Origin of the sequence: Phyllobacterium sp. P30BS-XVII, from assembly GCF_014138335.1 — a bacterium.
GTDB classification, from domain to species: domain Bacteria; phylum Pseudomonadota; class Alphaproteobacteria; order Rhizobiales; family Rhizobiaceae; genus Phyllobacterium; species Phyllobacterium meliloti.
Genome location: NZ_JACGXO010000008.1, coordinates 152,734 through 174,886, shown reverse-complemented (window position 1 = coordinate 174,886; position 22,153 = coordinate 152,734). Strand labels below are relative to the sequence as shown.

Below are 22,153 nucleotides of genomic sequence, written 5' to 3'. Positions count from 1 at the left end.
GATCGGCAGATTTTTCATTTCCGCGCGGCAGGCGCGTTATTTTCAAATGCAGGAATTGCGCGCAGATTTTGCATGATTTCGGCAATGTTTGCCCACTGCGCCAAATCGAATCCATTTCGAGCAGCACTGATTGCTTGCGGAAAAAGGAAAATATCCGCGACGGATGGATGGTCCCCGGCAATGAATGCACCGGTTCTTCGGTTTGTAATCAGCTGCTCAACCGCCGCCATTCCTTCACCGATCCAGTGACGGCTCCATTCGGCAACGCCATCCGAATTGATAGCGTGAGTCGTACTCAGGTACGACGCTATTCGCGGAGGTAACAATGCGTGAATCTCCGAAGCGATCGCCAGAGCGACGCTGCGAGCCAGAGCCCTGCTTTCGAGATTGAGAGGCAGCAAAGGCGGTTCGGGATAAAGCTCATTCAAATATTCGATAATGGCCAGTGACTGGGTGATCAGCTGACCGCCATCTGTTACCAGAGCCGGGACAAGTCCTTGCGGATTGAGTTTGAGATAATCGGCCTGCCGGTTCTGCGCATCGACACCCAGTATCGATATGCGATGGGCTTCGACTTCCACACCTTTAAGAGCAAGTGCAATTCGCACACGCGATGTGGCGGATGAAATTTCGTTTTCGTAAAGTTTCATTTTCCGGCTCACTCTTGGTTTAAAGTTTCAGTGGCCCCTGCAGATTTGCCGGGAATGGACAGGCGGCGTTCCACGGGAACGGGCGCACGTTTATTCTTTGACACCAATGCAACGAGGCCCGCGACTGCCGATGGTTCACTGGAGGTAGTATCGTAGGCGCAGGGTGCAGCGAATATTGCCGCTCCTATGAGACATTTAATGACGAACTGCATTGCCAGCATTCCTTCAAATTAGTTATTTTAATAACTATTATTTCGATATGTTTATCGCACATGCGCTGGATATACAAGTGATGATAATAATTTTTATCGTAATCATTTTTCCCTACATGAACGAAGCGTGCCGATGATCGGGAGGCCTCTTTGCTTACACAGACCGCCAAGCTGACAAAGCGGACGCAGCAGCCCACTTGGTGTTGAAATTTTCGGTATCGTCAGCAATGATGGATGGGGCGTGCCTGTTCGCATGCAATCGAAAACGGGGAGGTATAATGTTCCGTCGCTTGGTTCTCCTAGCCGCCGCTGCCTGTACTTTCAGCGTCTTCGCCACCCCTTCATGGGCACAGGAAGCAACTCAATGTCCGGCCAAATTACCTGCGGATACGGACTGCTACTCGGGACAGGACCGCAATGGCGCGTTCTACTGGATCGCTCGTCCGAAAAACTGGAATGGCATCCTTGTCCTGCATGCTCATGGCGGACCACGCCTGTCCCGTCCGAAGATTGACGATCCGGTTGAGGATCTGGAACGCTTTGCTGTCACCGTTAGCGAAGGTTACGCATGGGCCGGATCGAGTTATCGACGGGAAGGTTACGGCGTGCGTATGGCCGCCGAGGATACAGAAAATTTGCGCCGGATTACTTGGGACAAGCTGGGGCGCCCTCGTCTCACCATTCTCCACGGCCAGTCATGGGGTGGCAACGTTGCGGCAAAAGCAGCAGAACTTTATTCCATCGACGGTGCTGGCGACCGGGTCTACAATGGCGTTGTTTTGACAAGCGGCGTTCTGGCCGGAGGCACGCGTGCCTATGATGTTCGCGCCGATCTGCGAGTCGTCTATCAGTATTATTGCCATAACAACCCCAAACCCGACGAAGAACAATATCCGCTTTGGCAGGGACTGCCACAGGACGCAAAACTCTCACGGAAGGAATTGGATGCCCGTGTAAACGACTGCACTGGAGTGGACTTACCTGCTGATCAGCGATCGACCGAACAGAAACAAAACATCGCCAATATACTGGCTGTTGTCCCTGTTCCGGAAAGGACGCTTGCTGCTCACCTCGCCTGGGCGACATTGACATTCAAAGACATGATATGGCGGCGTCTTGAGGGCCATAACCCATTCAACAATCAGACAACGCACTATACCGGCTCGAGCGACGATGACGCATTGAACAAGGGCGTAGAGCGTTTTACCGCTGATCCCGAGGGCGTACGCTTGCTTGCCTATGACAGTGATCTTACCGGTCAAATCGTCCTTCCCACATTGACCATGCATGCCAAGGATGACCCAACCGCCCCTGTCGAATTCGAAACGGTTTATCGGGATATGGTTGCCAAGGCCGGAAACAGTGATCTTCTGGTTCAGACATTCACTGATGAGCACGAGCACAGCAAGCTCTCAACCCCGCAATATGCGGCTATCTTTCAATCCATGGTTGACTGGATCGACAAGCGCGCCAAACCAACGCCGGTCTCGATCGATGCTATCTGCCAGCAAAAAGCTCCTGCTTATGGTGAACCATGCCGGTTTGATACAGCGTTTTATCCGGAGCCACTCAAATCACACGAAAAGACGCCCTAAGCGACTGCTACTGCTCTTTGTCCCGCTAACCAGCGAATTCAAAGCCATCAGCTCGCCAACGCATATTCCATGATCCGGCTGCGGCTAAGAACAAGCTCAACTTTCCCCCTCGTTAGACGATGGAGACAGATGCGCTTGCGCCACGGCCCGTCATTGAGGGTAAAGAGGAAACGGTCATTGCCAAGTGCCATCAATGGCATCCGACGGCGTGTGGGACCGATACCCATAGTTACCATTCCGTCTTTGATTTCGAACTGGGCACCATACTGACCGGCGACCCAATGACCATTGAGATCATCTGGAACAGTCGCCGGGTTCACTGGCAGGAAGCGACGCTGCACATAACCTGCCTCACCTTCAAGTGCCGAGCCTGTCCAATGCAATCGCAAAGGAGACGATGCAGAGCGCGACGAAAACCAGCCATCACCGTCATCGTAAAGTGTTTCCTCGGCATCCAGATAGGTGGCAATTCCGTTCTTGAGTTCAATCCAATAGGGACCCGTTTCCGTTGCGTAAAGGCCATCGGGAAGCGTGCAGTTGGTTTCTGGCAATGGCAGCCCCGTCAAGGCGCTCATCGTATTGAGAGCAAGCTTGTAACTATTGGTATCATCACGATTGGAAACGACAACAATTCCGGTTCCAGCTTCCGGATCAAGAAGAAAATAGGATTTGTAACCCGGATGTGAGCCACCATGCCCAACGAAATTGCGACCGGCTAAATCTGACCAGCGTAGTCCCAGTCCGTAGCCAGATGGCCGACCATCGGCCATATAACGGGTGGCCGATAGTGCTGCGAGCAAGCCCGTGTCACGATCATTGTTGGCAAGCAGATGCTGGAGCCACACGGCCAGGTCGTTACCAGAACCTGCGAGACTGCCCGCCGCGGAGATATGCAAGCCTGCAGCACTCAGTTGCCAGTTTTCGTCATCCTTGAAATAACCCGGCACAAGGCCTTTAACCGGGTCAATCCAGACCTCGGGCGCTTTCAGGAAAATACCAAGCGGCTGCGCGATCTCACTCTGTACGAAAGCATCGAAGGTTAATCCTTTGCGCTCAAGCGCTGCTTCAACAAGGCGATAGCCGGTATTGGAATAAGAAACATCGGTACCCGCATCGAAATTCAACCGGGTTAACGAGAAAAGAAAGTCCAGAAGTGGCCCCTTCTTTGTCTCCGTATAGACTGACAATCCCAAAAGCGTCAGACACTCGCGCACATCAGGCAGTCCGCCGCTCATGTCCAAGGCGCGGCCAACTGTAACGTCAGCAAGCGGGCTCTGCAGTTCCGGAAGATGAACACCGAGCCGGTCATTCAGCGAGATGAGATGAGCGTTACGAAGCACCATTGCGGCAAATACATGCTTGGTCAGGGACGCAAAACGGACCACACTATCGGCTGAAAATTCCTTGCACGTTGAGAGGCTTTCCAGCCCGCCACAATGAGTAAAACGAATGCCTTGCGTGTCAAAACCAATGATTGTTCCACCCGGCTCAGTATCAGGCCATTGGCTTGCAAAACTCTTGGCGCACTCGGAGGCGGCCACCCAATTTGGAATAATAGGCATCCCGCTTCGTTATCCGGAAGTCTATATTCAGGCAAGGGGTCGCGACATGTGATCTTTGCCCATAGGTGCGCAGCGAACAGAGAAAACACATTTGCCATTTGCGATCATTCGGTTCAAAGCTGGTGACATCATCGGGACTCACTCCCACCATTTTGAAATGCACCAAGGCTTCCTGACCTATGACCATCGATCCAATCGTTCCTGTCTTCGACGGGCACAATGATGTCCTTCTTCGTCTCTTGCTGTCGAGCGAACCTTCTCCGGAAACGCGCTTTATCGAGGGCGAAAAAGCCGGGCATATCGATCTGCCGAAAGCACGCAAGGGCGGATTGGCGGGCGGGCTATGCGCGATGTATGTTCCGACCCCATCGCAGCAGAAAGATGCAAATGGCGATTACAAGACGCCTGAGATGGCAAGTGCGCTGACGACCACCTTGGCCATGGCCGCTCTTCTCGCTCGCATCGAGCGGCAGGCGGAAGGCAGACTGCGTATCTGTCGCACAGCCGATGACATTCGCGAAGCCATGCAGCGCGGCGCTTTTGCCTCCGTGCTTCACATAGAGGGAGCCGAAGCGATAGGTCCGGATCTTGATGCGCTGTATGTCCTCCATCAGGCGGGTTTACGCACTCTCGGTCCCGTATGGAGTCGCCCGAACATATTTGCTTACGGCGTACCGTTCCGCTTTCCCAGTTCACCGGATATTGGACCGGGTCTCAGCGATCATGGAAAGAAATTGGTCCAGACCTGCAATGACCTGCGTATCATGGTCGACCTGTCCCATATGAACGAACAAGGTTTCTGGGATATTGCCGCAATATCCGATGCTCCACTTGTTGCATCTCACTCGAACGCTCACGCATTGAGCCCACATAGCCGTAATTTGACCGACCGCCAACTCGATGCAATCCGCGATACGGGCGGACTGGCCGGTCTGAATTTCGGCGTTTTGTTTTTGCGACAGGATGGTACGAGAAACCCCGACACTGATCTGAGCGTGCTGGTAAAACATATCGACTATATCGTTAACCGCATCGGCATAGATCATATCGCCCTTGGTTCTGATTTTGATGGAACAACAATCCCTGCAGCCATGCGCGATGCGAGTGATTTGCAGTTACTCGTTAGTGCATTGCGTCAATCCGGATATGATGATGAAGCATTGAGGAAAATCTGCCATGCGAACTGGATACGCGTCCTTGATCAAACGTGGAAAAATTAATCCCAGTTGATCGCGAGCGCGTTTCCGGCCGTGGAATTGTTCTAATAGTCTTGCATCACTGGCCGACACCGCGATCAGCCATTGCGCATCACTGTGTGTGGTCGCTTGCGTTTTAAATACGTATGACTAGAATCCTATCCTGCAGGATATGTTGGTTTGGGTGAATGCCGCCGACTGCGGTTAGCCGCCCTCTCCCGGAGAGTCACGTGAACAGTGAGTTGATCGACGAGCCGTCGGCACCCGCGGACAAAGTCCCGCCCAAGTGGTACCGTCGTTGGCTGCTTTGGTTGCTCCTCATCGCTGCCGTCGTTCTCCTGGTCACGGGGTACATTGCTTATGCCAAACTGACAGGTAATCTCCGATATATTGAGGTCAGCCGCGAGGATCTGGGTGATGTCCGTCCCGCCAAATTACCGAACACCGGGCTGAACATTCTTGTGGTCGGATTGGACCAGAGCACCAGCGAAAACTCCCAGCATATAGGCGACCGTACCGACACAATCATGCTCGCTCATCTGTCTCCTGAACGCAATAATGCAGTGGTGATCAGTTTTCCTCGTGACTCAATGGTTCAGCTTCCCGCTTGCCGTGTGCGGGAGGAGTTTCCGGGACAGAAAAGGCATCTCGGAATTATCAATTCGTCATTTAGTTTCGGCGGCATCGGCTGCACCTGGAAAACCATCGAAACGCTTACCGGCATTCGGATCGACCACTTCATCATGGTTGATTTCGCCGGTTTCAAAAACATGGTGGACGCGATCGGTGGGGTAGATTTCTGTATCCCGGAACCGATTCATGACGAATATGTTCCGCTCACCTTGCCTGCTGGCTGGCAAACACTACTGGGCGAACAGGCACTTGGATATGTCAGGGCGCGTCACAGCATTGGCGACGGGTCTGATATCGGGCGCATCCAGCGCCAGCAGGATTTCGTTGCTGCCATTGCGAAAAAGTCGATGAGCAGGAAGATACTGGCCAATCCGATCCTGCTCTTCAGCTTCCTCGACGCCGTAACCAAATCCGTTATCACCGACCCCGGCCTTACCATAGGTGTCATGCGGCATCTCGCACTCACCGCCTTGTCAATGGATACGATCCACTTTGTTATCACGCCCTGGCGCTATTCCACTGCCTACCCTGGCCGGGTCGAGTGGCGTGAAAGGCCAGCCAGGAAGCTTTTTCAGTTGATCTCTGCCGATCACCCCGTCTCCGACGCTTTGAGCACGAGCAGTAAAACCGCTGAGCCACTGCGCAGCAGGACGGACGCCGAACCGGTCGTCGATAATGATGAGCCGGTCACTACACCCACCGCACCTTGTTTCCCTGCACAGGCAAATTAAATCCCTGTGCCACGCCCGCCCGATGCCAGTGCTAACCGGTCTTATTTGGGTCGGCGGATAGCGCGTACCTTGCCACTGTTTCCGCCTCCGCAAAAGAACCTATCCGCGCCATCGGACTCAAGCCCCGATACACCGGTTCCGGCGGGCATATCCAGCCTCTCCAGTACCTCTCCCGTATCAGGATCGATGCGCCTGACGTCGCTATCATCACCTTCCCACGTCCCATGCCAGAGTTGGCCATCAACCCAGCTTACGCCCGTGACGACACGCTTGGACTCGATAGAGCGAAGAATAGCCCCGGTCTGCGGATCGATCTGGTGAATCTTCCGGCCCCGATACTCTCCTACCCAGAGTGTACCCTCGGCCCAGGCAAGCCCGGAATCACCACCATTGCCCGGTGCTGGAATTGTGTTGAGGACGAGGCCCGTCTTGGGATCAATTTTCTGGATGCGGTCTTCAGCGATCTGATAGAGATACTGACCGTCAAAGGCCGTCCCGGCATGAGCGGCGACATCAATCGACTGAACCGTGCTGCCACTCGCCGGATCAAAGGCGCTGAGCTTGTTGCCTGATGCAAACCAGACGTTTTGGCCGTCAAACGTGACCCCATGGACGTGGTCAGTTCCGGGGAAAGGTCCGTATTCATCAAGTATTTCAGCAGTAGAGCGTTTCATGATCGTCTCCTCAATGTGTTCAATACCTCCATACTAGTCGCTCGGCAGCGGCCCAGGGAGTAACAAGATCGTCGGGAAACCCAGAACCGGCGGCGTCATCCACCGAAGCGCTCGCCCGCGACCAAACGACTGCACCCTGCCCGTTGTTGCAAGTTGCTCGAGCGCCCGCTGTACGGTACGGGGGCTTGCGCCAAGCGCAATCGCCAGAGCAGAGCTTGACCATGCCTCGCCATCGGCAAGGAGGGCGAGCACATCGCCATGCTGCCCTTCAATAAGCGGGGCGAGCGCGACGACATCGCTTGCACCGCGTGGCTCCAGGGCAAATCCGCGCGGTGTCGCCCTAACATCTGCAAGCGCTCCAAGCTCGGCGCGCAGCCGCCCGATCTCTACCCGCAACCGCGCGCGATGCGATTCGTCAGCATGTTTGCCGCCGAAGGCGCGCGCGATCAGCGTGCTTCTCGTCACATCTCCCGGCCATGCTTCAGCCAATGCGCGAACCAGTGCGAACAAAACCGGTCGCGTCGCCAAAGAAATTGTTTTGCCCGGTTCGCGCGCAATATAACGGCATGCGTCCACAACGAATGCCGGTGACGCCAGCAGCGCTTCTACATCTTCCAGTAAGAGAGGCCGCTCCTCGCCACGTGCGATCAACCGTGCTGTGGGTGCATCGAGAATGAGCCGCGCATTTTCGACCTCCGCTGTCAGCGCAGGGATATCAGCCTGGTGAGCCGCCTGTTCCGCCTGTGCAAACGCAGTGCGGGCCGTTTTCATATCAAGTCGCCGGATAGCGATGCCCGCAACCACCAGTGCGTGGGCGGCCCTTGAAGCGGATGGGAGCAGAGTTGCGTCAAGCACAGCGAGCGAACGCTCAGCGTCATCAAGACGTCCGATCAGCAGCAGACGCCGAACTTCGAGATGCCGTGCATGTGCGGCATTGACGTGGTCACCGTGTGCTTCCAGCGTGTGTCGCGCAGTATCGAGCGACTTGGCGGGCCAAGATAGGTCGCGCGAGACAAGCGCGATCTCTGCTTCGGCGACGACACACCGCGCCCGTGCCACAGCCTCTCGCGGGCCAAACGCTCGTGCAGCACCTTTCAAAAGGGCTTTTGCCCGAACGAAATCGCCAAGCTGTGCCATGATGATACCTCTGAGAGCCAGCGCTGGCGGATCTTCCCGCAGGGCGACCCGCTTCAGCGCACCCAGCAAATCACCTGCCGCAAGTGCATGAGCCGCAGCCGTAATCAGCGAGTCCATGGCAATCCCGTCACACTTGTAACTCCCGTGATTTCGGCATCCGGCCCTAATCTGTTCAGGACCAGTACGCAACACGTCGCACCAGCAATGGTAGACGACAGATATCCGAAGGAGAAGAACGATGACAGCACATGTGACCGGAACACGCGAAGACGATCACGATACCGCCCGAAGCGCCTCGGATTGGCTGTGTCTGGCAGCAGGGCCAACATTCCTGATTATGGCACTGTTCACAACTTTCGCCGGCAATGCAAACATGATCTGCTCCACTGCGGACCAAGCTTTGCCGATTGGCGGAATGACCATGATGTATCTCCTGATGAGCGTCTTCCATTCGGCGCCCTGGATCAGGTTGATTGTCCATCACAGAAGCGGGAGCGCCCGCTCGTGATCACGACAACCTTGTTCAGGGAGTACGGCAGACTTGTTGCCTTGCAAAAAGCCTGCCGCTGAATTTGTCGTAACGCTAATGCCTACCATCGGCTTCCCCGCGAATTAACCGTTTCGGGCCATTGCGGCTTAAAGAATTTTCGAACCCCAGTCTGCGAATTGGTCATTTCAATCGTACCGTTCTCAAGAACCCGGTACGATATATATGGGTTGCTCCGTGAGCGTGCTTGGTCACCCGGCTTCGCTTCAACACTCAAAATCCGCTCAATTGTTTTTGGTACGCTGATTGTGAGGTCAGTTGCAGCTAAAGCTGGGGTTGTGATGCATCCAAACGCGAACAGGATGCCCAGAAACTGTATTCTCATGATACTTTCTTCCGAATAATTGGCGTTGGGCGCAGAGCCTGCCAGTGGCTGGTTGCCTGGATCTCAGGCAAGCCAGCGCAGGAAACCGCATTGCTCAAATCAGATTGATCGTGACGTCGATATTGCCGCGTGTGGCTTTGGAATAAGGACAGGTCTGATGAGCGGCATCCGTAAGCGCCTGAGCGACGTCACGTTCGAGACCGGGTAGACTGACGTTAAGACGGGCCTGAAGAAAGTACGCACCATCAACCAGACACAAATCCACCTCAGCATCGATTGCTGCATCGGCAGGAATCGTCACGCGCATCTTGCGGGCCGCAAGTCCCATCGCGCCAATGAAACAGGCCGACCAGCCAGCCGCGAACAGCTGCTCGGGATTGGTGCCAGTACCCGTTGAGCCGGGAGACGAGAGCTTGATGTCCAAACGATCGTCGGCGCTACGCGATGTGCCATCACGGCCGCCTGAAGTGCGTGTCTTACCGGTGTAGAGTACGTTCTGAGATTGAGTCATGATGTGGTTTCCTTTGCAGTGAACAACAATTGAGGCGTAACGGCCAAAGCAGCCATTGACCGCATAAAGCGGGCACGACGTATCCCTCATGTGTCGGGATTGAGCGAAGATGTAACGCAGTGTGGCAGGCAACCAGCTTGATACATTCCCGTACAAATGAACTTGGTTCAGAAGCAATTGATGCACGTAGGCATAACCAAACGGGTCACATGTGCATTAATTTTGGTGGTAGAGCGGATCAATGTCAGCGGCATATGCCGATATCAGCCTGAGTGACATGCCTTCGATTGATTATTATAATAACTAATATTATGATAGGCGTGCTAGGCTCCTATAGGCCTTACGAATGATGATAATCATTCACATCGCAATTTTCATTTCCGGAGCCTGAATGACTCAAAAAACACCCATCCGCAGCAAGACGGCAAAACTGGCTGACTTCATGTGCTTTTCGATCTACTCCGCTAATCTCGCCTATTCCCGGGTCTACAAGCCTGTCCTTGACGAGCTTGGTCTCACCTACCCGCAATACATAACGATTATCAGCTTATGGGAAGAGGATCAGCAAACGGTCAAGGGATTGAGCGAAAAGCTGTTTCTCGAATCGAGCACCATGACTCCCATGCTGAAACGGCTGGAAGCCATGGGATACCTCACCCGCACCCGGGACAGCGAAGATGAACGCAACGTGCGTATTTCATTGACGGATGCGGGGCGCAACCTGCGTGAAAAAGGCTTTGGTTTTGGTGAGATTACAGTCAAGGCCTCGGGCCTTACGCCCGAGGAATTTCCTGTCTTGCAAAAGGCCATCGCCAAGCTCCGGGACAATCTTGTGAAGGCCAGCAAAGGCCAGCTCTAAGGTTCTATCAACCTTGGTTGCCTGAAACCAAAACAGCTTCCGCACGGTAATAGTCCGGGAAGAAGCCTTTCAGGTTTTCTACCTTCGGTTGCTCGTGAAAAGCGATATATGGATTCTCCGGATTTTTGGTCATGAAGTCCTGATGATAGGCCTCCGCTTTGTAGAAGGTTTTGCCGGGTTCGACAGTGGTTGCGATCTTTTTCTTGAAGACACCCGCTGTCCTAAGCTGTTCAACATAGTCTGAAGCAACCTTGGCTTGCTCATCATTCTCCGGAAAGATTGCAGAGCGATATTGTGTCCCTCTGTCCGGTTCCTGACGATTGAGCTGTGTCGGATCATGGGCGACAGAAAAGTAGATCTGGAGAAGTTTGGCGTAGCTGATTTTTCTCGGATTGAAGACGATTTGCACGGCTTCAGCATGACCCGTCCTGCTGGTTTCTACCAATTCGTAAGTTGCAGTTTCAGGGCCGCCGCCAGCATAACCCGAGGTCGCACTGACGACACCTTCGACGTGCTGAAATACACCCTGAACACCCCAGAAGCAGCCGCCCGCAAAAACCGCCGTTTGTATTCCGCTGGTATCAGCGACATCATGGAGTGCGGTCGGCACAAGCCTTGGCTCTTCCGCCGCGGATGGTGCATAGCCAAGCAGTAGCACACCCAGCAGACCCAGTATTCCGGCCACCGCCAGAAGCGGGCGCAGACTTAAGATTGGCCTTCGTGTTTTCAATCCTATTGTGTTTTGCATGATGGTGTCCTCACCTTGCCCGCATCTGATAAAGCTGTGTCTGTGTGACGGTTCCATTCCCGGCGGTATCGGTATCCGCATCAAACCGTGCAGACGTATCCCGTATGTGTCCTGATGAGGTTGAAACTGTAACAAAGTGTGGGATAGCGGAGGCGCTGTACGCTGCGGTACAAAGCCGTGGCTGGCCGGATATCCGGCCTCCACATTTTTGCAGACGATATTATTTTGAGACCGTTTGGGCTGCTTCCGCGATCAGCTTTGCAACATCCTGTGGTTGCGACGCGTAAACAGCATGGCTTGCCTTTACTTCAACCACTGTGCTGCCCGCCCGCTTGGCCATACTGCGCTCAAGTTCGGGATTGATCGACTTGTCGTCGGTGGCAACCAATGCCCAGCTCTTTTTGGTCTTCCATGCCGGTTCGCCCGCTTCTGTGCTGAATATGGCTTTGGAAGCAAAGACCTGCGAATGTGCGAGAAAATCCGTCGTCTCCTTCGGCAGATCCGCCGCAAAGGCTTCGGCGAAGGCATCCGGCTCGATATAGGAGTATCCATCCTTCAATGTCTTGACCTTGCTCTCCTGCATGGCATGAGAATGATCGCTGGTCGCGAGTTTCACAATGCTTTCACCCTTCTCCGGCTGAAACGCAGCGATGTAGACCAGACCCGCAACATTATCGGCTTTTCCAGCTTCACTGATGATCATGCCACCTGCGCTATGGCCAACCAGAATACTCGGGCCGTCCTGAAGGTCGAGGATACGTTTGGTAGCGGCAATGTCATCAGCAGGGGATATTAGCGATTGTTGAGCGATCGTTACCTTGTATCCCTGCTTTGTCAGAATGTCGGAAACCGGTCGCCAGCCTGCGCCGTCAACGAAAGCGCCATGAACAATGACAATGTTTTTGACATCGGCTGCCGAAGCTACCGACAGTGAACCAGCAGACGACAAGATGAAGCCCGCGACGGCAAGAGAGATGGAATGTCTGATCATGATAGATTCCTTTTTTTAGCAATCAATTGCATCATAATAATTATTATGATAATTAAATATTAGAAGGCCTTTTGGAACTTGTCCAGAAGGAGCAGGGATGACGCCCGCACAATTTTGTTTGCCACTGTATCCAGTCAGCGGATGGATACAGTGGCTTACAATTATCGCTAACGCCGCCCTCCTGCCCTTTCGGAATTAGGCTACTGCTATTCGGCAATACGAGTTGAGGTGATTTTACGATGGACCATATCGACCACATTCTGATCGTGGATGATGACCGCGAAATCCGGGAACTGGTTTCCGGTTATCTGAAGAAGAATGGCTTGCGCGTTACCGTTGCGGCAGACGGGCGGCACATGCGGTCGTTTCTTGAAACAGATTCTGTTGATCTCATTGTGCTCGATGTCATGATGCCGGGCGATGATGGTCTCGTTATTTGCCGCGAATTGCGGGCCGGCAAGCACAAGGCGATTCCAGTCCTCATGCTGACGGCACGAACCGACGAAACAGATCGGATTGTCGGCCTTGAGATGGGGGCCGATGACTATCTGGCGAAACCATTTTCCGCCCGCGAGTTATTGGCGCGGATCAAGGCCGTTTTACGCCGCACACGCATGCTTCCTCCCAATCTTCAGGTGACGGAAGTCGGGCAGTTGTTAAGTTTCGGCGAATGGCAACTGGACACCACAGGCCGCCATCTGCTTGACCGCAATGGCACGGCAGTAGCACTCAGTGGCGCTGAATATCGCCTGCTTCGCGTGTTCATGGACCACCCGCAACGCGTTCTCAATCGCGATCAATTGCTCAATCTCACACAAGGGCGGGAGGCCGAACTTTTCGACCGGTCGATTGACTTGCTGGTGAGCCGGCTTCGCCAGCGCCTGTGCGATGATCCTCGCGACTCTTCTTATATCAAGACGGTTCGCAGCGAGGGTTATGTCTTTTCCATGCCGGTTGAAATTTCCGAGATCCGCCAATGAAAGGCTTGAGTGCAGTTCGATCTTTCCGGCCTTGGCCCCGCACATTGGGATCGCGGCTCTTTCTGCTTTTTCTGGCCGGTTTGACAATTGCCTATGGCCTGGCATTCGCTGTCCTGTTTATGGAACGGTACATGACGGCCAAGATGGTGATGTTCAATAATTTCGAACAGGATATTGCAACATCCGTCGCCATACTGGATCGCTTGCCAGCAGACGAGAGAGCCGGATGGCTGGATCAACTCGACCGCGGGACGTCCCGATACATGCTTGGCACTGGCTTGGCAGGTGTTCCCATTTCCACGGATGCGGGACGGGAGATTGCAGGGAAAATCAATGAGGCCGTGGGGAAACGTTTTCCACTCACCATCGAATCCATCCCCGGGGATGGAAAGCGCCTCCAAGGCCATGTGACCCTTAGTGACGGTGCCCCACTCACGATCGACGTAAATCCGGCGGTCATGCCACTGGCCGAATGGCTGCCTTACGTCCTTGTCACCCAACTTGTTCTGCTTATTCTTTGCAGTTGGCTTGCGGTTCGACAAGCGATCCGGCCCCTGGTGAATCTTGCCAATGCCGCCGATGCCCTTGATCCGAACAAGAATGCTCCGCGCTTGAGTGAAACAGGACCAAGCGAAGTCGCCTATGCCGCGGCGGCCTTTAACGCGATGCGTGATCGCATCGCACATTATCTGCAAGAGCGGGTCCAAATCCTTGCAGCGATCTCACACGATCTGCAAACACCGATCACGCGCATGAAACTGCGCGCTGAATTTGCTGAAGAGTCCGTTGAAAAGGAAAAACTGGTACAGGATTTGGCCGAGATCGAACGTCTCGTACATGAGGGGATAGCCTATGCGCGCAGCGCGCATGGCAATACCGAAAAGCCATCGCGCATTGACGTCGGATCGTTCATGGAAAGTCTGGTCTATGATTATCAGGACACGGGCAAAGCTGCGACATTCAGTGGAAGCATTGAAGCGGCAATCGTGACACGGCCGCACGCTCTGCGTCGTATCCTTACAAACCTTGTCGATAACGCTCTGAAATTCGGCGGAAGCGCTGAAGTTAATCTGGAAAGAGACACCCATGGAGCCGTTATCATAAAAGTGCTGGATCGCGGCCCCGGCATTCCTGAAGATGAGCTTGAAGCAGTCCTCCAGCCATTCTATCGCCTCGAACAATCCCGCAATCGTGGAACAGGTGGCACCGGACTCGGATTGTCAATCGCCCAGCAATTGACGCTCGCAATTGATGGAATCCTTAATCTGAAGAACCGACCCGGTGGCGGCTTGGCGGCAGAAATATACCTGCCCCAACCCATCCACACAAAAGAATAGCAGGATCATCGGCGCATCCGCTTCAAGGTCGCAGGTCGTTCGGCCGTTCTTTGTATCTCAATGTAAGAGCCAACTGCGCCCATACGATCCGTTACAAATTCCGCCCATTCAGAACACATCCCGGATACGCGCCTGCTGCCTCATGCGATGGATGGCAGATGTTCTGCCATTGCGTTCCAACGCTTGCTTTCCCCTGCGGCAAAGCCGTCTTCATTGCCGTAACGACCCGGCTTCCGACGCTTTCGTCCGCCAATCACGGAGAATGAATATGCCTCCCTTATTACCATCCACAACACGGCGCAGCTTTCTTGCCACATCAGCAACAGCGCTGATTGTCGGTGCGACAGCCTCTGGTGCCTTCGGCCTGCTGCCCGGACAACTCGCTTCTGCCGCTGAAAACACGGCAATCCGCCCTTTCCTGGTAAACGTTCCTGAAGCGGATCTGGTTGACCTTCGCAAACGGGTTCTCGCCACGCGTTGGCCCGCCAAGGAAACTGTCGATGATCAGTCGCAAGGCGTCCAGCTGGCCAAGCTCAAGGAACTCGTCCACTACTGGGGAACAGATTACGACTGGCGCAAAGTGGAGAAGAAACTCAATGCTTTGCCGATGTTCGTGACAGAAATCGACGGGCTTAATATCCAGTTCATCCATGTCCGCTCGAAACATTCAAATGCGCTGCCTGTCATCATTACCCACGGCTGGCCCGGTTCAATTCTGGAATTGTTGAAGGTGATTGATCCTCTCACCAATCCAACAGCCCATGGCGGAAGTGCCGATGACGCCTTTGACGTTGTGATACCTTCGATGCCCGGCTACGGCTTCTCGGACCAACCCACCGAAACAGGCTGGAATGCCGATCGTATCGGGCTTGCATGGGACGTACTGATGAAGCGTCTCGGATATAAACGCTATGTCTCGCAGGGCGGCGACTGGGGTTCGGTTGTCTCAGACAAGATGGCGCGTCAGGCGCCCGAAGGACTGCTCGGTATTCACGTCAATATGCCAGCAACAGTTCCAGCAGATGTCGCCAAAGCCATGAGTGATGGTGATCCCGCACCAACAGGACTTACCGACGTCGAGAAGGCAGCTTATGAATCGTTAAGCACGTTCTTTTCCAAGAACGGTGCCTATGGCGTCATGATGACCACGCGACCGCAGACGGTTGGCTACGGACTATCGGACTCGCCGGTTGGCCTTGCTGCCTGGATGTACGATAAATTTGCCCAGTGGACCTATAGCGGTGGTGATCCGGAGAAATCATTGACCAAGGACGAGATGCTTGATGACATCACGCTCTATTGGCTCACGAACAGCGCGATTTCATCAGCCCAGCTTTATTGGGAGAACAACGCCAACAACTTCAACGCGGTGGATATCTCGATACCAGCTGCGGTGACTGTCTTCCCTGGCGAAATCTATCGTGCTCCACGCAGTTGGGCGGAGAAGAGCTATCACAAGCTCATTTACTTTAACGAAGTAGACAAGGGTGGTCACTTCGCCGCGTGGGAAGAGCCCGAACTTTTCAGCGCCGAGCTTCGTGCAGCGTTCCGCTCGCTGCGATAAGCTGATCCATCATACTGTCAAATTGATCAAACAGCATGGCCCGGCATCAAGTACCGGGCCATGCTGTTCTCTTCATAATGAAATCATTAGCGCCGTGCCCCGTCGCTTATGCCCTATGCTAAATTGTCATCATCCGTAGCGTTATCAAATGAGTCATCGGCAGCATCGTCCAAGCGGTCTTGTTCGGCGTCGCTGAGTTGCGTGCCATTGTTATTGTCATCGTTGTAATAGTTGTTGATGACAGTCTCGCCGGAACCGGCTGGCGGTGTGGTCCCGGCACCGATATTCGAACCACCGAACATTGAGTTGCCACCTATCATGTTCTTGACGCCTTCGAAGAGCAGCGCGCCACCTGCTACGCCTGCCGCAGTGCTCAGCGCGCCTTGCAGAAAGCCACCCCCTTGAGATTGTGGTTGTTGTGGCACAGACCACCGTCCGGCCTGCTGAGTTTGGCCTTGGGACACATATCCGTCCTGAGGTGTGGGCGCCGCACCCCACGGTCCATTTGAACGGCTTGAGGCGGGTTGAGGAGGTTGTCCTGCCGACGTATTGCCAAAGATCGATCCGAACAAACCACCGGATTGCTGTTGCACAGGCTGCGCATTCTGCAAGTCGTTCACCTGCGCTTCCAATAGCTGAATGCGCTCATGGCACGCATTCAGCGCCTGTTCCTGCACGATCACGGCCTGAGCCAAAAGATAGGGAGCAGAGGGCTGGCTTTTGACCTGCTCCAAAATAAAGCGCTCAGCGTCGGGATCTCTTGGAGTACCTGCTGCTTGCTTTGTACGATCGAAGAGGCCACTGAGAAGTTTCTGTTCATCGGCATTCATTTTCGTTCACCTTGTTTTAGGAAAACATGATCTCGATCCAGATTCGTGGCATTTAGATGACTTTACGAAAATGTAATCTCAGCTGCTCTCAGAGCCAATTTCAGCGCACAATTTGAGGTAAACAGTTCCAAGCTGGTGAGTGGCCAACTCAACTTCCGTTTATTTTTTCCTGCGATTGGGTATCGAGTTGCCACTTCGGGGACGGCTTTGCGCTGGTGTGTTTTCGTGATTTTCCGCCTGCAATTTTCGCCAGCGGGCCAGCCGTTCAGGGTCCAGCGAACCTGCAGCCACTGCTGCCAGCACGGCGCAGCCCGGTTCATGAGCATGGGTGCAATCGCGAAACCTGCAAAGGGGCGCAAGCTCCGTGATTTCAGCAAAGAGCGTCTCAATACCATGCCCGACATCACTGACATGCAAGGTACGGATTCCCGGCGTATCGATTATCCAGCCGCCGCCGGAAATGGCATGCAGTGAACGTGAAGTGGTGGTGTGACGACCTTTGGCATCTTGCTCACGGATACCACCTGTCAGTTGAGGCAATTCCTGCTCGGAACCTGCAAGCGTATTGACCAGCGTCGATTTGCCGACACCGGATGAACCAACCAGCGCCACTGTTTGCCCCGCCCCGCACCAAGGCGATAATGCCGTTGCGGCATCGGCAGAACGGGCATTGAGTACAACCACAATTAATCCGCGCTGCAACGCAGCGGCCTGACGCTCATACTCCTTGGCATCCGGGACGGTATCAGCCTTGGTCAAGACAATCACCGGATTGGTTCCGGTTTCGTTTGCAAGGGCCAGATAGCGCTCCAACCGTGCAGAATTAAAATCAGCATTGCAGGACGTGACGATGAATAGCGTATCGACATTGGCCGCAGCAAGCTGGGTCGCTCCATGCCCCGCTCTGCGACGTATCAGCAGGGTTTTTCGAGCGAGAAGGCGGCGCAACTCGTGCGTTTGTGGATCAACAAGCACCCAATCACCCACTGCAAAATCGCCGGTGTTGACCTGCGCCGAAAGTATCAATTTGACATGTCCGGTTGGGGAAATTGCGGCCAAACGGGCGCGATGAACCGTAGAGATGCGCATTGGAACAAGAGCGGCATCTGCGGATTCAAGCTGATCGCTGAAAAACTCAGACCATCCCAGACGAGCAAGAGCGGCAGAGTGATCGTTCACGGTTCTGCCCGATGGTGCGGCATCGCATACATGGAGTATCCTTCAGACAAGATGACTTGATGACAATCAGCCAAGGCACGTAACCCCTCCTGATCAGCGTTGGCAAGACCGCACCCGCATCATACTCTAGGGCATTCCACAAAAAGCTGAACGAGAACAGAATGGGTGACTATCAGAAACCTTACAAACTTGAACGGCACGTGAGCGTAAATGTCAGAAATGCCGACCTCAACAAAGATAGGCGGGGCAGATCGGAAATATACGATGCATTGCGATCAATTCCGACCAGAGGACCAAGGCGATGGCAACATTGCTGCAGTAGTTATCAGGGATGATCACTGCTGATCCTGCCGTTCTCTCCAACACAGCTCACCACCAGTTCAGGCTGCAACCTTATGGACAACGCTCGGACGGGTTCTCCACCGAGCGTTGTTGTTATGCGCTGCACCCGATGAGGTCTTTATGCAGCCTTGGCAAGCTCGCCATGCGGATCAAGCACAAATTTCTGCGCCGCCCCCTTGTCGAAGCTCTCATAGCCTTGGGCCGCATCCTCAAGCGATATAATTCTGGCATTGACGATATCGGCAATTGGCAACCGGTCATAAAGGATCGCCTGCATGAGTTGCCTGTTGTATTTAAGCACTGGCGTTTGACCCGTATGGAACGATTGTGCCTTTGCCCAACCGAGGCCAAAACGCAAAGACAGGTTGCCTTGCTTGGCTGCGTTGTCGACAGCACCCGGATCTTCAGTCACGTAAAGACCGGGAATACCAATGGACCCGGCGGCGCGCGTGATCTCCATCATCTGGTTCAACACAACAGCTGGCTGTTCGCCGCCGCTGTGACCGCGTGCCTCGAAACCCACAGCGTCAATGGCACTGTCAACTTCGTTGCTACCCGTCACCTGCGCGATCATATCACCAAGACGGTCGCTGGCGGACAGATCAATCGGTTCAAACCCAACCTTTGCAGCATGTGCAAGGCGCTCCTTATTGAAGTCACCAATCATCACCACAGCAGCACCAAGAATACGGGCTGACGCTGCGGCAGCCAGCCCAACGGGTCCGGCTCCGGCAACATAGACAACCGAGCCGACACCCACGCCCGCTTTCACCGCTCCATGAAATCCCGTCGGCAAAATATCGGAAAGCATCGTGAGATCCCGCATCTTAGACATCGCGCGATCACGATCAGGAATTTTCAGAAGGTTGAAGTCCGCATAAGGCACTGTCACATAACGTGCCTGACCACCGATCCAACCACCCATATCCACATAACCATAGGCACCGCCTGCGCGTGCAGGATTGACCGTCAGGCAAACACCTGTGTCTTGAGACTTGCATGTGCGGCAGCGCCCGCATGCCACGTTGAATGGGACGGAAACAATATCTCCGACACACAGCATTTCGACATCGCGGCCCTTTTCAATGATCTCACCAGTGATTTCATGCCCAAGAACAAGCCCCGGCTCTGCAGTGGTACGACCACGCACCATATGCTGATCTGATCCGCAAATGTTCGTAGAGATGACCTTGAGAACAACCGCATGTTCAATTCGGCGACCATCTGGTGCTTCAAGTTTTGGATCAAAGATGTCCTGTACTTCGACCTTACCCGGCCCCACATAGACGACGCCTCTGTTCTTGCTCATTGCGAACTCCTCCCATGGATTCTGGTGCAAACAACGGCCTTCCGGACGGAAGACCGAATTCCTCGTCAGTACTCACGCCTCTTGGCATGGCGCTGTTCGCCGTGGTGGTGACGAAAGCAACTCAACCATAGGCCGAATTCAAGCATTGGCCGTTCTGTTCGCGACATATCATTTCACGCGCGGTTGCTTCGCCCAACATTGGCGATGAGGGTTGACATCACATCTTTTTCTGGGATTATGTATACCACAAATGCAAACAGGGGAATTGATATCTGGGAGACCCCCTCAAAACAGTGGCCAGGAGGGAAACAAATGAAAATCTGTATTTATGGTGCCGGCGCGATCGGCGGTTATATGGCGGTCATGCTCAAGCGCGGGGGCGCTGACGTCTCCCTTGTCGCCAGAGGCGCTCACCTCGACGCAATCAAGAAAAATGGCATCAAGCTGCTTGTAGACGGGGACGAAATCGTCGAGCGCATGCCGGCTACCAGCAATGCACATGAATTAGGGCATCAGGATTATGTGATCGTCACGCTGAAAGCACATCAGGCATGGCAATCGGTTGAGGACATGGTTCCGCTTCTGGGCGAAAAGACTGCTGTGGTAACAGCCCAAAACGGGCTTCCCTGGTGGTATTTCCATGGCCTTGGGCCGAGCGTGGCCAACCTCCGGCTGCAGAGTGTTGATCCTGACAATCGCCAGTGGAATACGATCGGACCCCAGCGGGTTATCGGAGCCACGGTCTATCCCGCTACTGAAATCGTTGAGCCCGGCGTGATCAAGCACATTTACGGCAATCAGTTTGGTCTCGGTGAGCCTGATCGCAGCAACAGTGAACGCGTCCACCAACTGGCGGCCGCGATGGATGCGGGCGGCTTAAAGACCCGCTTCTATGAGGACATCCGCGACGATATCTGGATCAAGCTTTGGGGCAATCTCTGTTTCAATCCGATTTCAGCATTGACGGGCGCAACGCTTGACATTGTGGCGACAGATCCGGGCACCCGCAATCTTGCGCGCAATATGATGCTTGAAGCACAGGCCATCGGCAAGAAATTCGGGGCGACCTTCCGTGTCGACGTTGAGCGGCGCATCGATGGCGCGGCTGGTGTCGGCGCGCATCGTACATCCATGTTGCAGGACGTTGACAAGGGCCGGGCCATCGAACTCGATGCGCTCCTGACATCCGTGCAGGAAATGGGCCGACTTTCCAAAGTGGAAACACCTTTCATAGACAGCGTGTTGGCGCTTGCGCAGCAAATGGGACGTGTGAAGGGCCTTTACCCGACGTTCCCCGAAGCGGTGCCGGTCAAGCCAGCCATGGCATCTTGACCGGCTTGCCAGCCAGTGACGGGCAAATGAAAAGACCCGCACTTTAAAACGGGAGGACATGGAAGATGGTTAAGTGGACGCGATTTGACGATGGCGGTGTGGAGCGGTTCGGCCTGTTACTAGGCAATGAGATCGCCGTATATCAAGGCAACATGTTCGAAAAACCGACGGCTACGGGGATGCGGCGTGCCGTTGCTTCGGTTCGCTTGCTGGCGCCCTGTTCACCGTCCAAGATCATTGCGCTGTGGAACAATTTCCACCAGCTGGCGGCCAAACTTGATGTAGCAGTACCCGATGAACCGCTTTATCTATTCAAGGCAACCTCGTGTGTCGCTCACCCGGACGCCATTGTTACCCGCCCCTCCTCCTATTCAGAAGCTGTGGCTTATGAGGGCGAACTCGGGATTGTGATCGGCAAACGCTGTACCGATGCTTCAGAGGAGGAAGCTGCTGCGGCAATCTTCGGCTATACATGCGTTAACGACCTGACAGCGAGCAACATCATTGCCCGCGACAAAACTTTTGCCCAATGGGCCCGCGCCAAAAGCTTTGACGGTTTCGGTCCCTTCGGACCCGTAATCAGCACCGATCTCGATCCGGCTAAACTCCATGTCAAAACTGTGCTCAATGGCGTTGAGCGCCAGAATTATCCCCTGAGCGATATGATCTTTCCACCAGCCCGTCTCGTCAGTGCGCTTTCGAAAGATATGACACTTGAGCCGGGAGATCTGATCTGCTGTGGTACATCGCTTGGCGTCGGTTCAATCAAGGACCCGTCGAACATTGTCTCGGTTACAATTGACGGAATCGGCACGCTGTCGAACACATTCGTTCAATAGAAAATTACAAAAGAATGCCCGGAACCATGCATTCCGGGCATTCTTCCAACGGACCGAGACTGGACATTTC

Annotated in this window: 20 protein-coding genes; 10 read left to right on the top strand and 10 right to left on the bottom strand. The window is 54.2% G+C overall.

Annotated elements, in window-relative coordinates; translation table 11 throughout:
• Positions 1-14: 14 nt before the first annotated feature.
• Positions 15-650, bottom strand: a complete 636-nt coding sequence (gene maiA / locus FHW17_RS20675) for a maleylacetoacetate isomerase (RefSeq protein ID WP_112522295.1) — start codon at positions 648-650, stop codon at positions 15-17.
• A 490-nt stretch (positions 651-1,140) separates the two neighbouring features.
• Between maiA and FHW17_RS20670 the strand changes: the two genes are divergently transcribed.
• Positions 1,141-2,457, top strand: a complete 1,317-nt coding sequence (locus FHW17_RS20670; protein ID WP_112522293.1) for a hypothetical protein — start codon at positions 1,141-1,143, stop codon at positions 2,455-2,457.
• A 47-nt stretch (positions 2,458-2,504) separates the two neighbouring features.
• Here the strand turns inward: FHW17_RS20670 and FHW17_RS20665 are convergent, their stop codons facing one another.
• Positions 2,505-4,019, bottom strand: coding sequence for a serine hydrolase domain-containing protein (locus FHW17_RS20665; RefSeq protein WP_112522292.1), 1,515 nt, complete (start codon positions 4,017-4,019; stop codon positions 2,505-2,507).
• A 179-nt stretch (positions 4,020-4,198) separates the two neighbouring features.
• Here FHW17_RS20665 and FHW17_RS20660 point away from each other — a divergent pair, with 179 nt between their 5' ends.
• Positions 4,199-5,239, top strand: coding sequence for a dipeptidase (locus FHW17_RS20660; protein ID WP_112522291.1), 1,041 nt, complete (start codon positions 4,199-4,201; stop codon positions 5,237-5,239).
• A gap of 206 nt (positions 5,240-5,445) precedes the next feature.
• A complete protein-coding gene (locus tag FHW17_RS20655; RefSeq protein ID WP_210275977.1) occupies positions 5,446-6,579 on the top strand; it encodes an LCP family protein in 1,134 nt (377 codons plus the stop codon).
• Between the two features lie 41 nt (positions 6,580-6,620).
• Here the strand turns inward: FHW17_RS20655 and FHW17_RS20650 are convergent, their stop codons facing one another.
• Complete coding sequence (locus tag FHW17_RS20650) at positions 6,621-7,253, bottom strand: glutamine cyclotransferase (RefSeq protein WP_112522289.1); 633 nt, start codon at positions 7,251-7,253, stop codon at positions 6,621-6,623.
• A 33-nt stretch (positions 7,254-7,286) separates the two neighbouring features.
• A complete protein-coding gene (locus FHW17_RS20645; protein WP_112522288.1) occupies positions 7,287-8,507 on the bottom strand; it encodes a helix-turn-helix domain-containing protein in 1,221 nt (406 codons plus the stop codon).
• A 121-nt stretch (positions 8,508-8,628) separates the two neighbouring features.
• On the opposite strand from FHW17_RS20645, the gene FHW17_RS20640 reads away from it, so the two are divergent.
• Positions 8,629-8,898, top strand: a complete 270-nt coding sequence (locus FHW17_RS20640) for a hypothetical protein (RefSeq protein ID WP_112522287.1) — start codon at positions 8,629-8,631, stop codon at positions 8,896-8,898.
• Between the two features lie 458 nt (positions 8,899-9,356).
• Here the strand turns inward: FHW17_RS20640 and FHW17_RS20635 are convergent, their stop codons facing one another.
• A complete protein-coding gene (locus FHW17_RS20635; RefSeq protein ID WP_112522285.1) occupies positions 9,357-9,773 on the bottom strand; it encodes an organic hydroperoxide resistance protein in 417 nt (138 codons plus the stop codon).
• Between the two features lie 391 nt (positions 9,774-10,164).
• Here FHW17_RS20635 and FHW17_RS20630 point away from each other — a divergent pair, with 391 nt between their 5' ends.
• Positions 10,165-10,632 carry a MarR family transcriptional regulator gene (locus FHW17_RS20630; RefSeq protein ID WP_112522284.1) on the top strand — a complete coding sequence of 156 codons (468 nt, stop codon included), beginning with the start codon at positions 10,165-10,167 and terminating at the stop codon, positions 10,630-10,632.
• Positions 10,633-10,639: 7 nt separating this feature from the next.
• Here FHW17_RS20630 and msrA read toward each other — a convergent pair whose 3' ends face one another.
• Positions 10,640-11,437: a peptide-methionine (S)-S-oxide reductase MsrA gene (gene msrA, locus FHW17_RS20625; protein WP_246706955.1), complete on the bottom strand. Its 798-nt coding sequence runs from the start codon at positions 11,435-11,437 to the stop codon at positions 10,640-10,642.
• A gap of 163 nt (positions 11,438-11,600) precedes the next feature.
• Positions 11,601-12,371, bottom strand: a complete 771-nt coding sequence (locus FHW17_RS20620) for an alpha/beta hydrolase (RefSeq protein ID WP_112522282.1) — start codon at positions 12,369-12,371, stop codon at positions 11,601-11,603.
• A 239-nt stretch (positions 12,372-12,610) separates the two neighbouring features.
• Between FHW17_RS20620 and FHW17_RS20615 the strand changes: the two genes are divergently transcribed.
• The 3 genes from FHW17_RS20615 to FHW17_RS20605 all read left to right on the top strand — a co-directional run bounded on the left by FHW17_RS20615 (position 12,611) and on the right by FHW17_RS20605 (position 16,252).
• On the top strand, positions 12,611-13,351 hold the full coding sequence (locus FHW17_RS20615; protein WP_112522281.1) for a response regulator: 741 nt from the start codon (positions 12,611-12,613) through the stop codon (positions 13,349-13,351).
• Positions 13,348-14,688 carry a HAMP domain-containing sensor histidine kinase gene (locus tag FHW17_RS20610; RefSeq protein WP_182510713.1) on the top strand — a complete coding sequence of 447 codons (1,341 nt, stop codon included), beginning with the start codon at positions 13,348-13,350 and terminating at the stop codon, positions 14,686-14,688. Before FHW17_RS20615 ends, FHW17_RS20610 begins: the two co-directional genes overlap by 4 nt.
• Positions 14,689-14,950: 262 nt before the next feature.
• A complete protein-coding gene (locus tag FHW17_RS20605) occupies positions 14,951-16,252 on the top strand; it encodes an epoxide hydrolase (protein ID WP_182510712.1) in 1,302 nt (433 codons plus the stop codon).
• 113 nt (positions 16,253-16,365) lie between these two features.
• On the opposite strand, the gene FHW17_RS20600 is transcribed toward FHW17_RS20605, so the two are convergent.
• The 3 genes from FHW17_RS20600 to fdhA all read right to left on the bottom strand — a co-directional run bounded on the left by FHW17_RS20600 (position 16,366) and on the right by fdhA (position 19,912).
• Positions 16,366-17,082 (bottom strand): DUF2076 domain-containing protein, encoded by a 717-nt coding sequence (locus tag FHW17_RS20600; RefSeq protein ID WP_182510711.1) that lies wholly within the window; start codon positions 17,080-17,082, stop codon positions 16,366-16,368.
• Between the two features lie 159 nt (positions 17,083-17,241).
• Positions 17,242-18,261: a ribosome small subunit-dependent GTPase A gene (gene rsgA / locus FHW17_RS20595; protein WP_348643766.1), complete on the bottom strand. Its 1,020-nt coding sequence runs from the start codon at positions 18,259-18,261 to the stop codon at positions 17,242-17,244.
• A 460-nt stretch (positions 18,262-18,721) separates the two neighbouring features.
• The gene (fdhA, locus tag FHW17_RS20590) at positions 18,722-19,912 is read right to left on the bottom strand and encodes a formaldehyde dehydrogenase, glutathione-independent (RefSeq protein WP_182510710.1); all 1,191 of its coding nucleotides are present in this window, start codon (positions 19,910-19,912) and stop codon (positions 18,722-18,724) included.
• 312 nt (positions 19,913-20,224) lie between these two features.
• Here fdhA and FHW17_RS20585 point away from each other — a divergent pair, with 312 nt between their 5' ends.
• Positions 20,225-21,244 carry a 2-dehydropantoate 2-reductase gene (locus FHW17_RS20585; protein WP_112522276.1) on the top strand — a complete coding sequence of 340 codons (1,020 nt, stop codon included), beginning with the start codon at positions 20,225-20,227 and terminating at the stop codon, positions 21,242-21,244.
• Positions 21,245-21,309: 65 nt separating this feature from the next.
• The gene (locus FHW17_RS20580; protein ID WP_182510709.1) at positions 21,310-22,083 is read left to right on the top strand and encodes a fumarylacetoacetate hydrolase family protein; all 774 of its coding nucleotides are present in this window, start codon (positions 21,310-21,312) and stop codon (positions 22,081-22,083) included.
• Positions 22,084-22,153 lie beyond the last annotated feature (70 nt).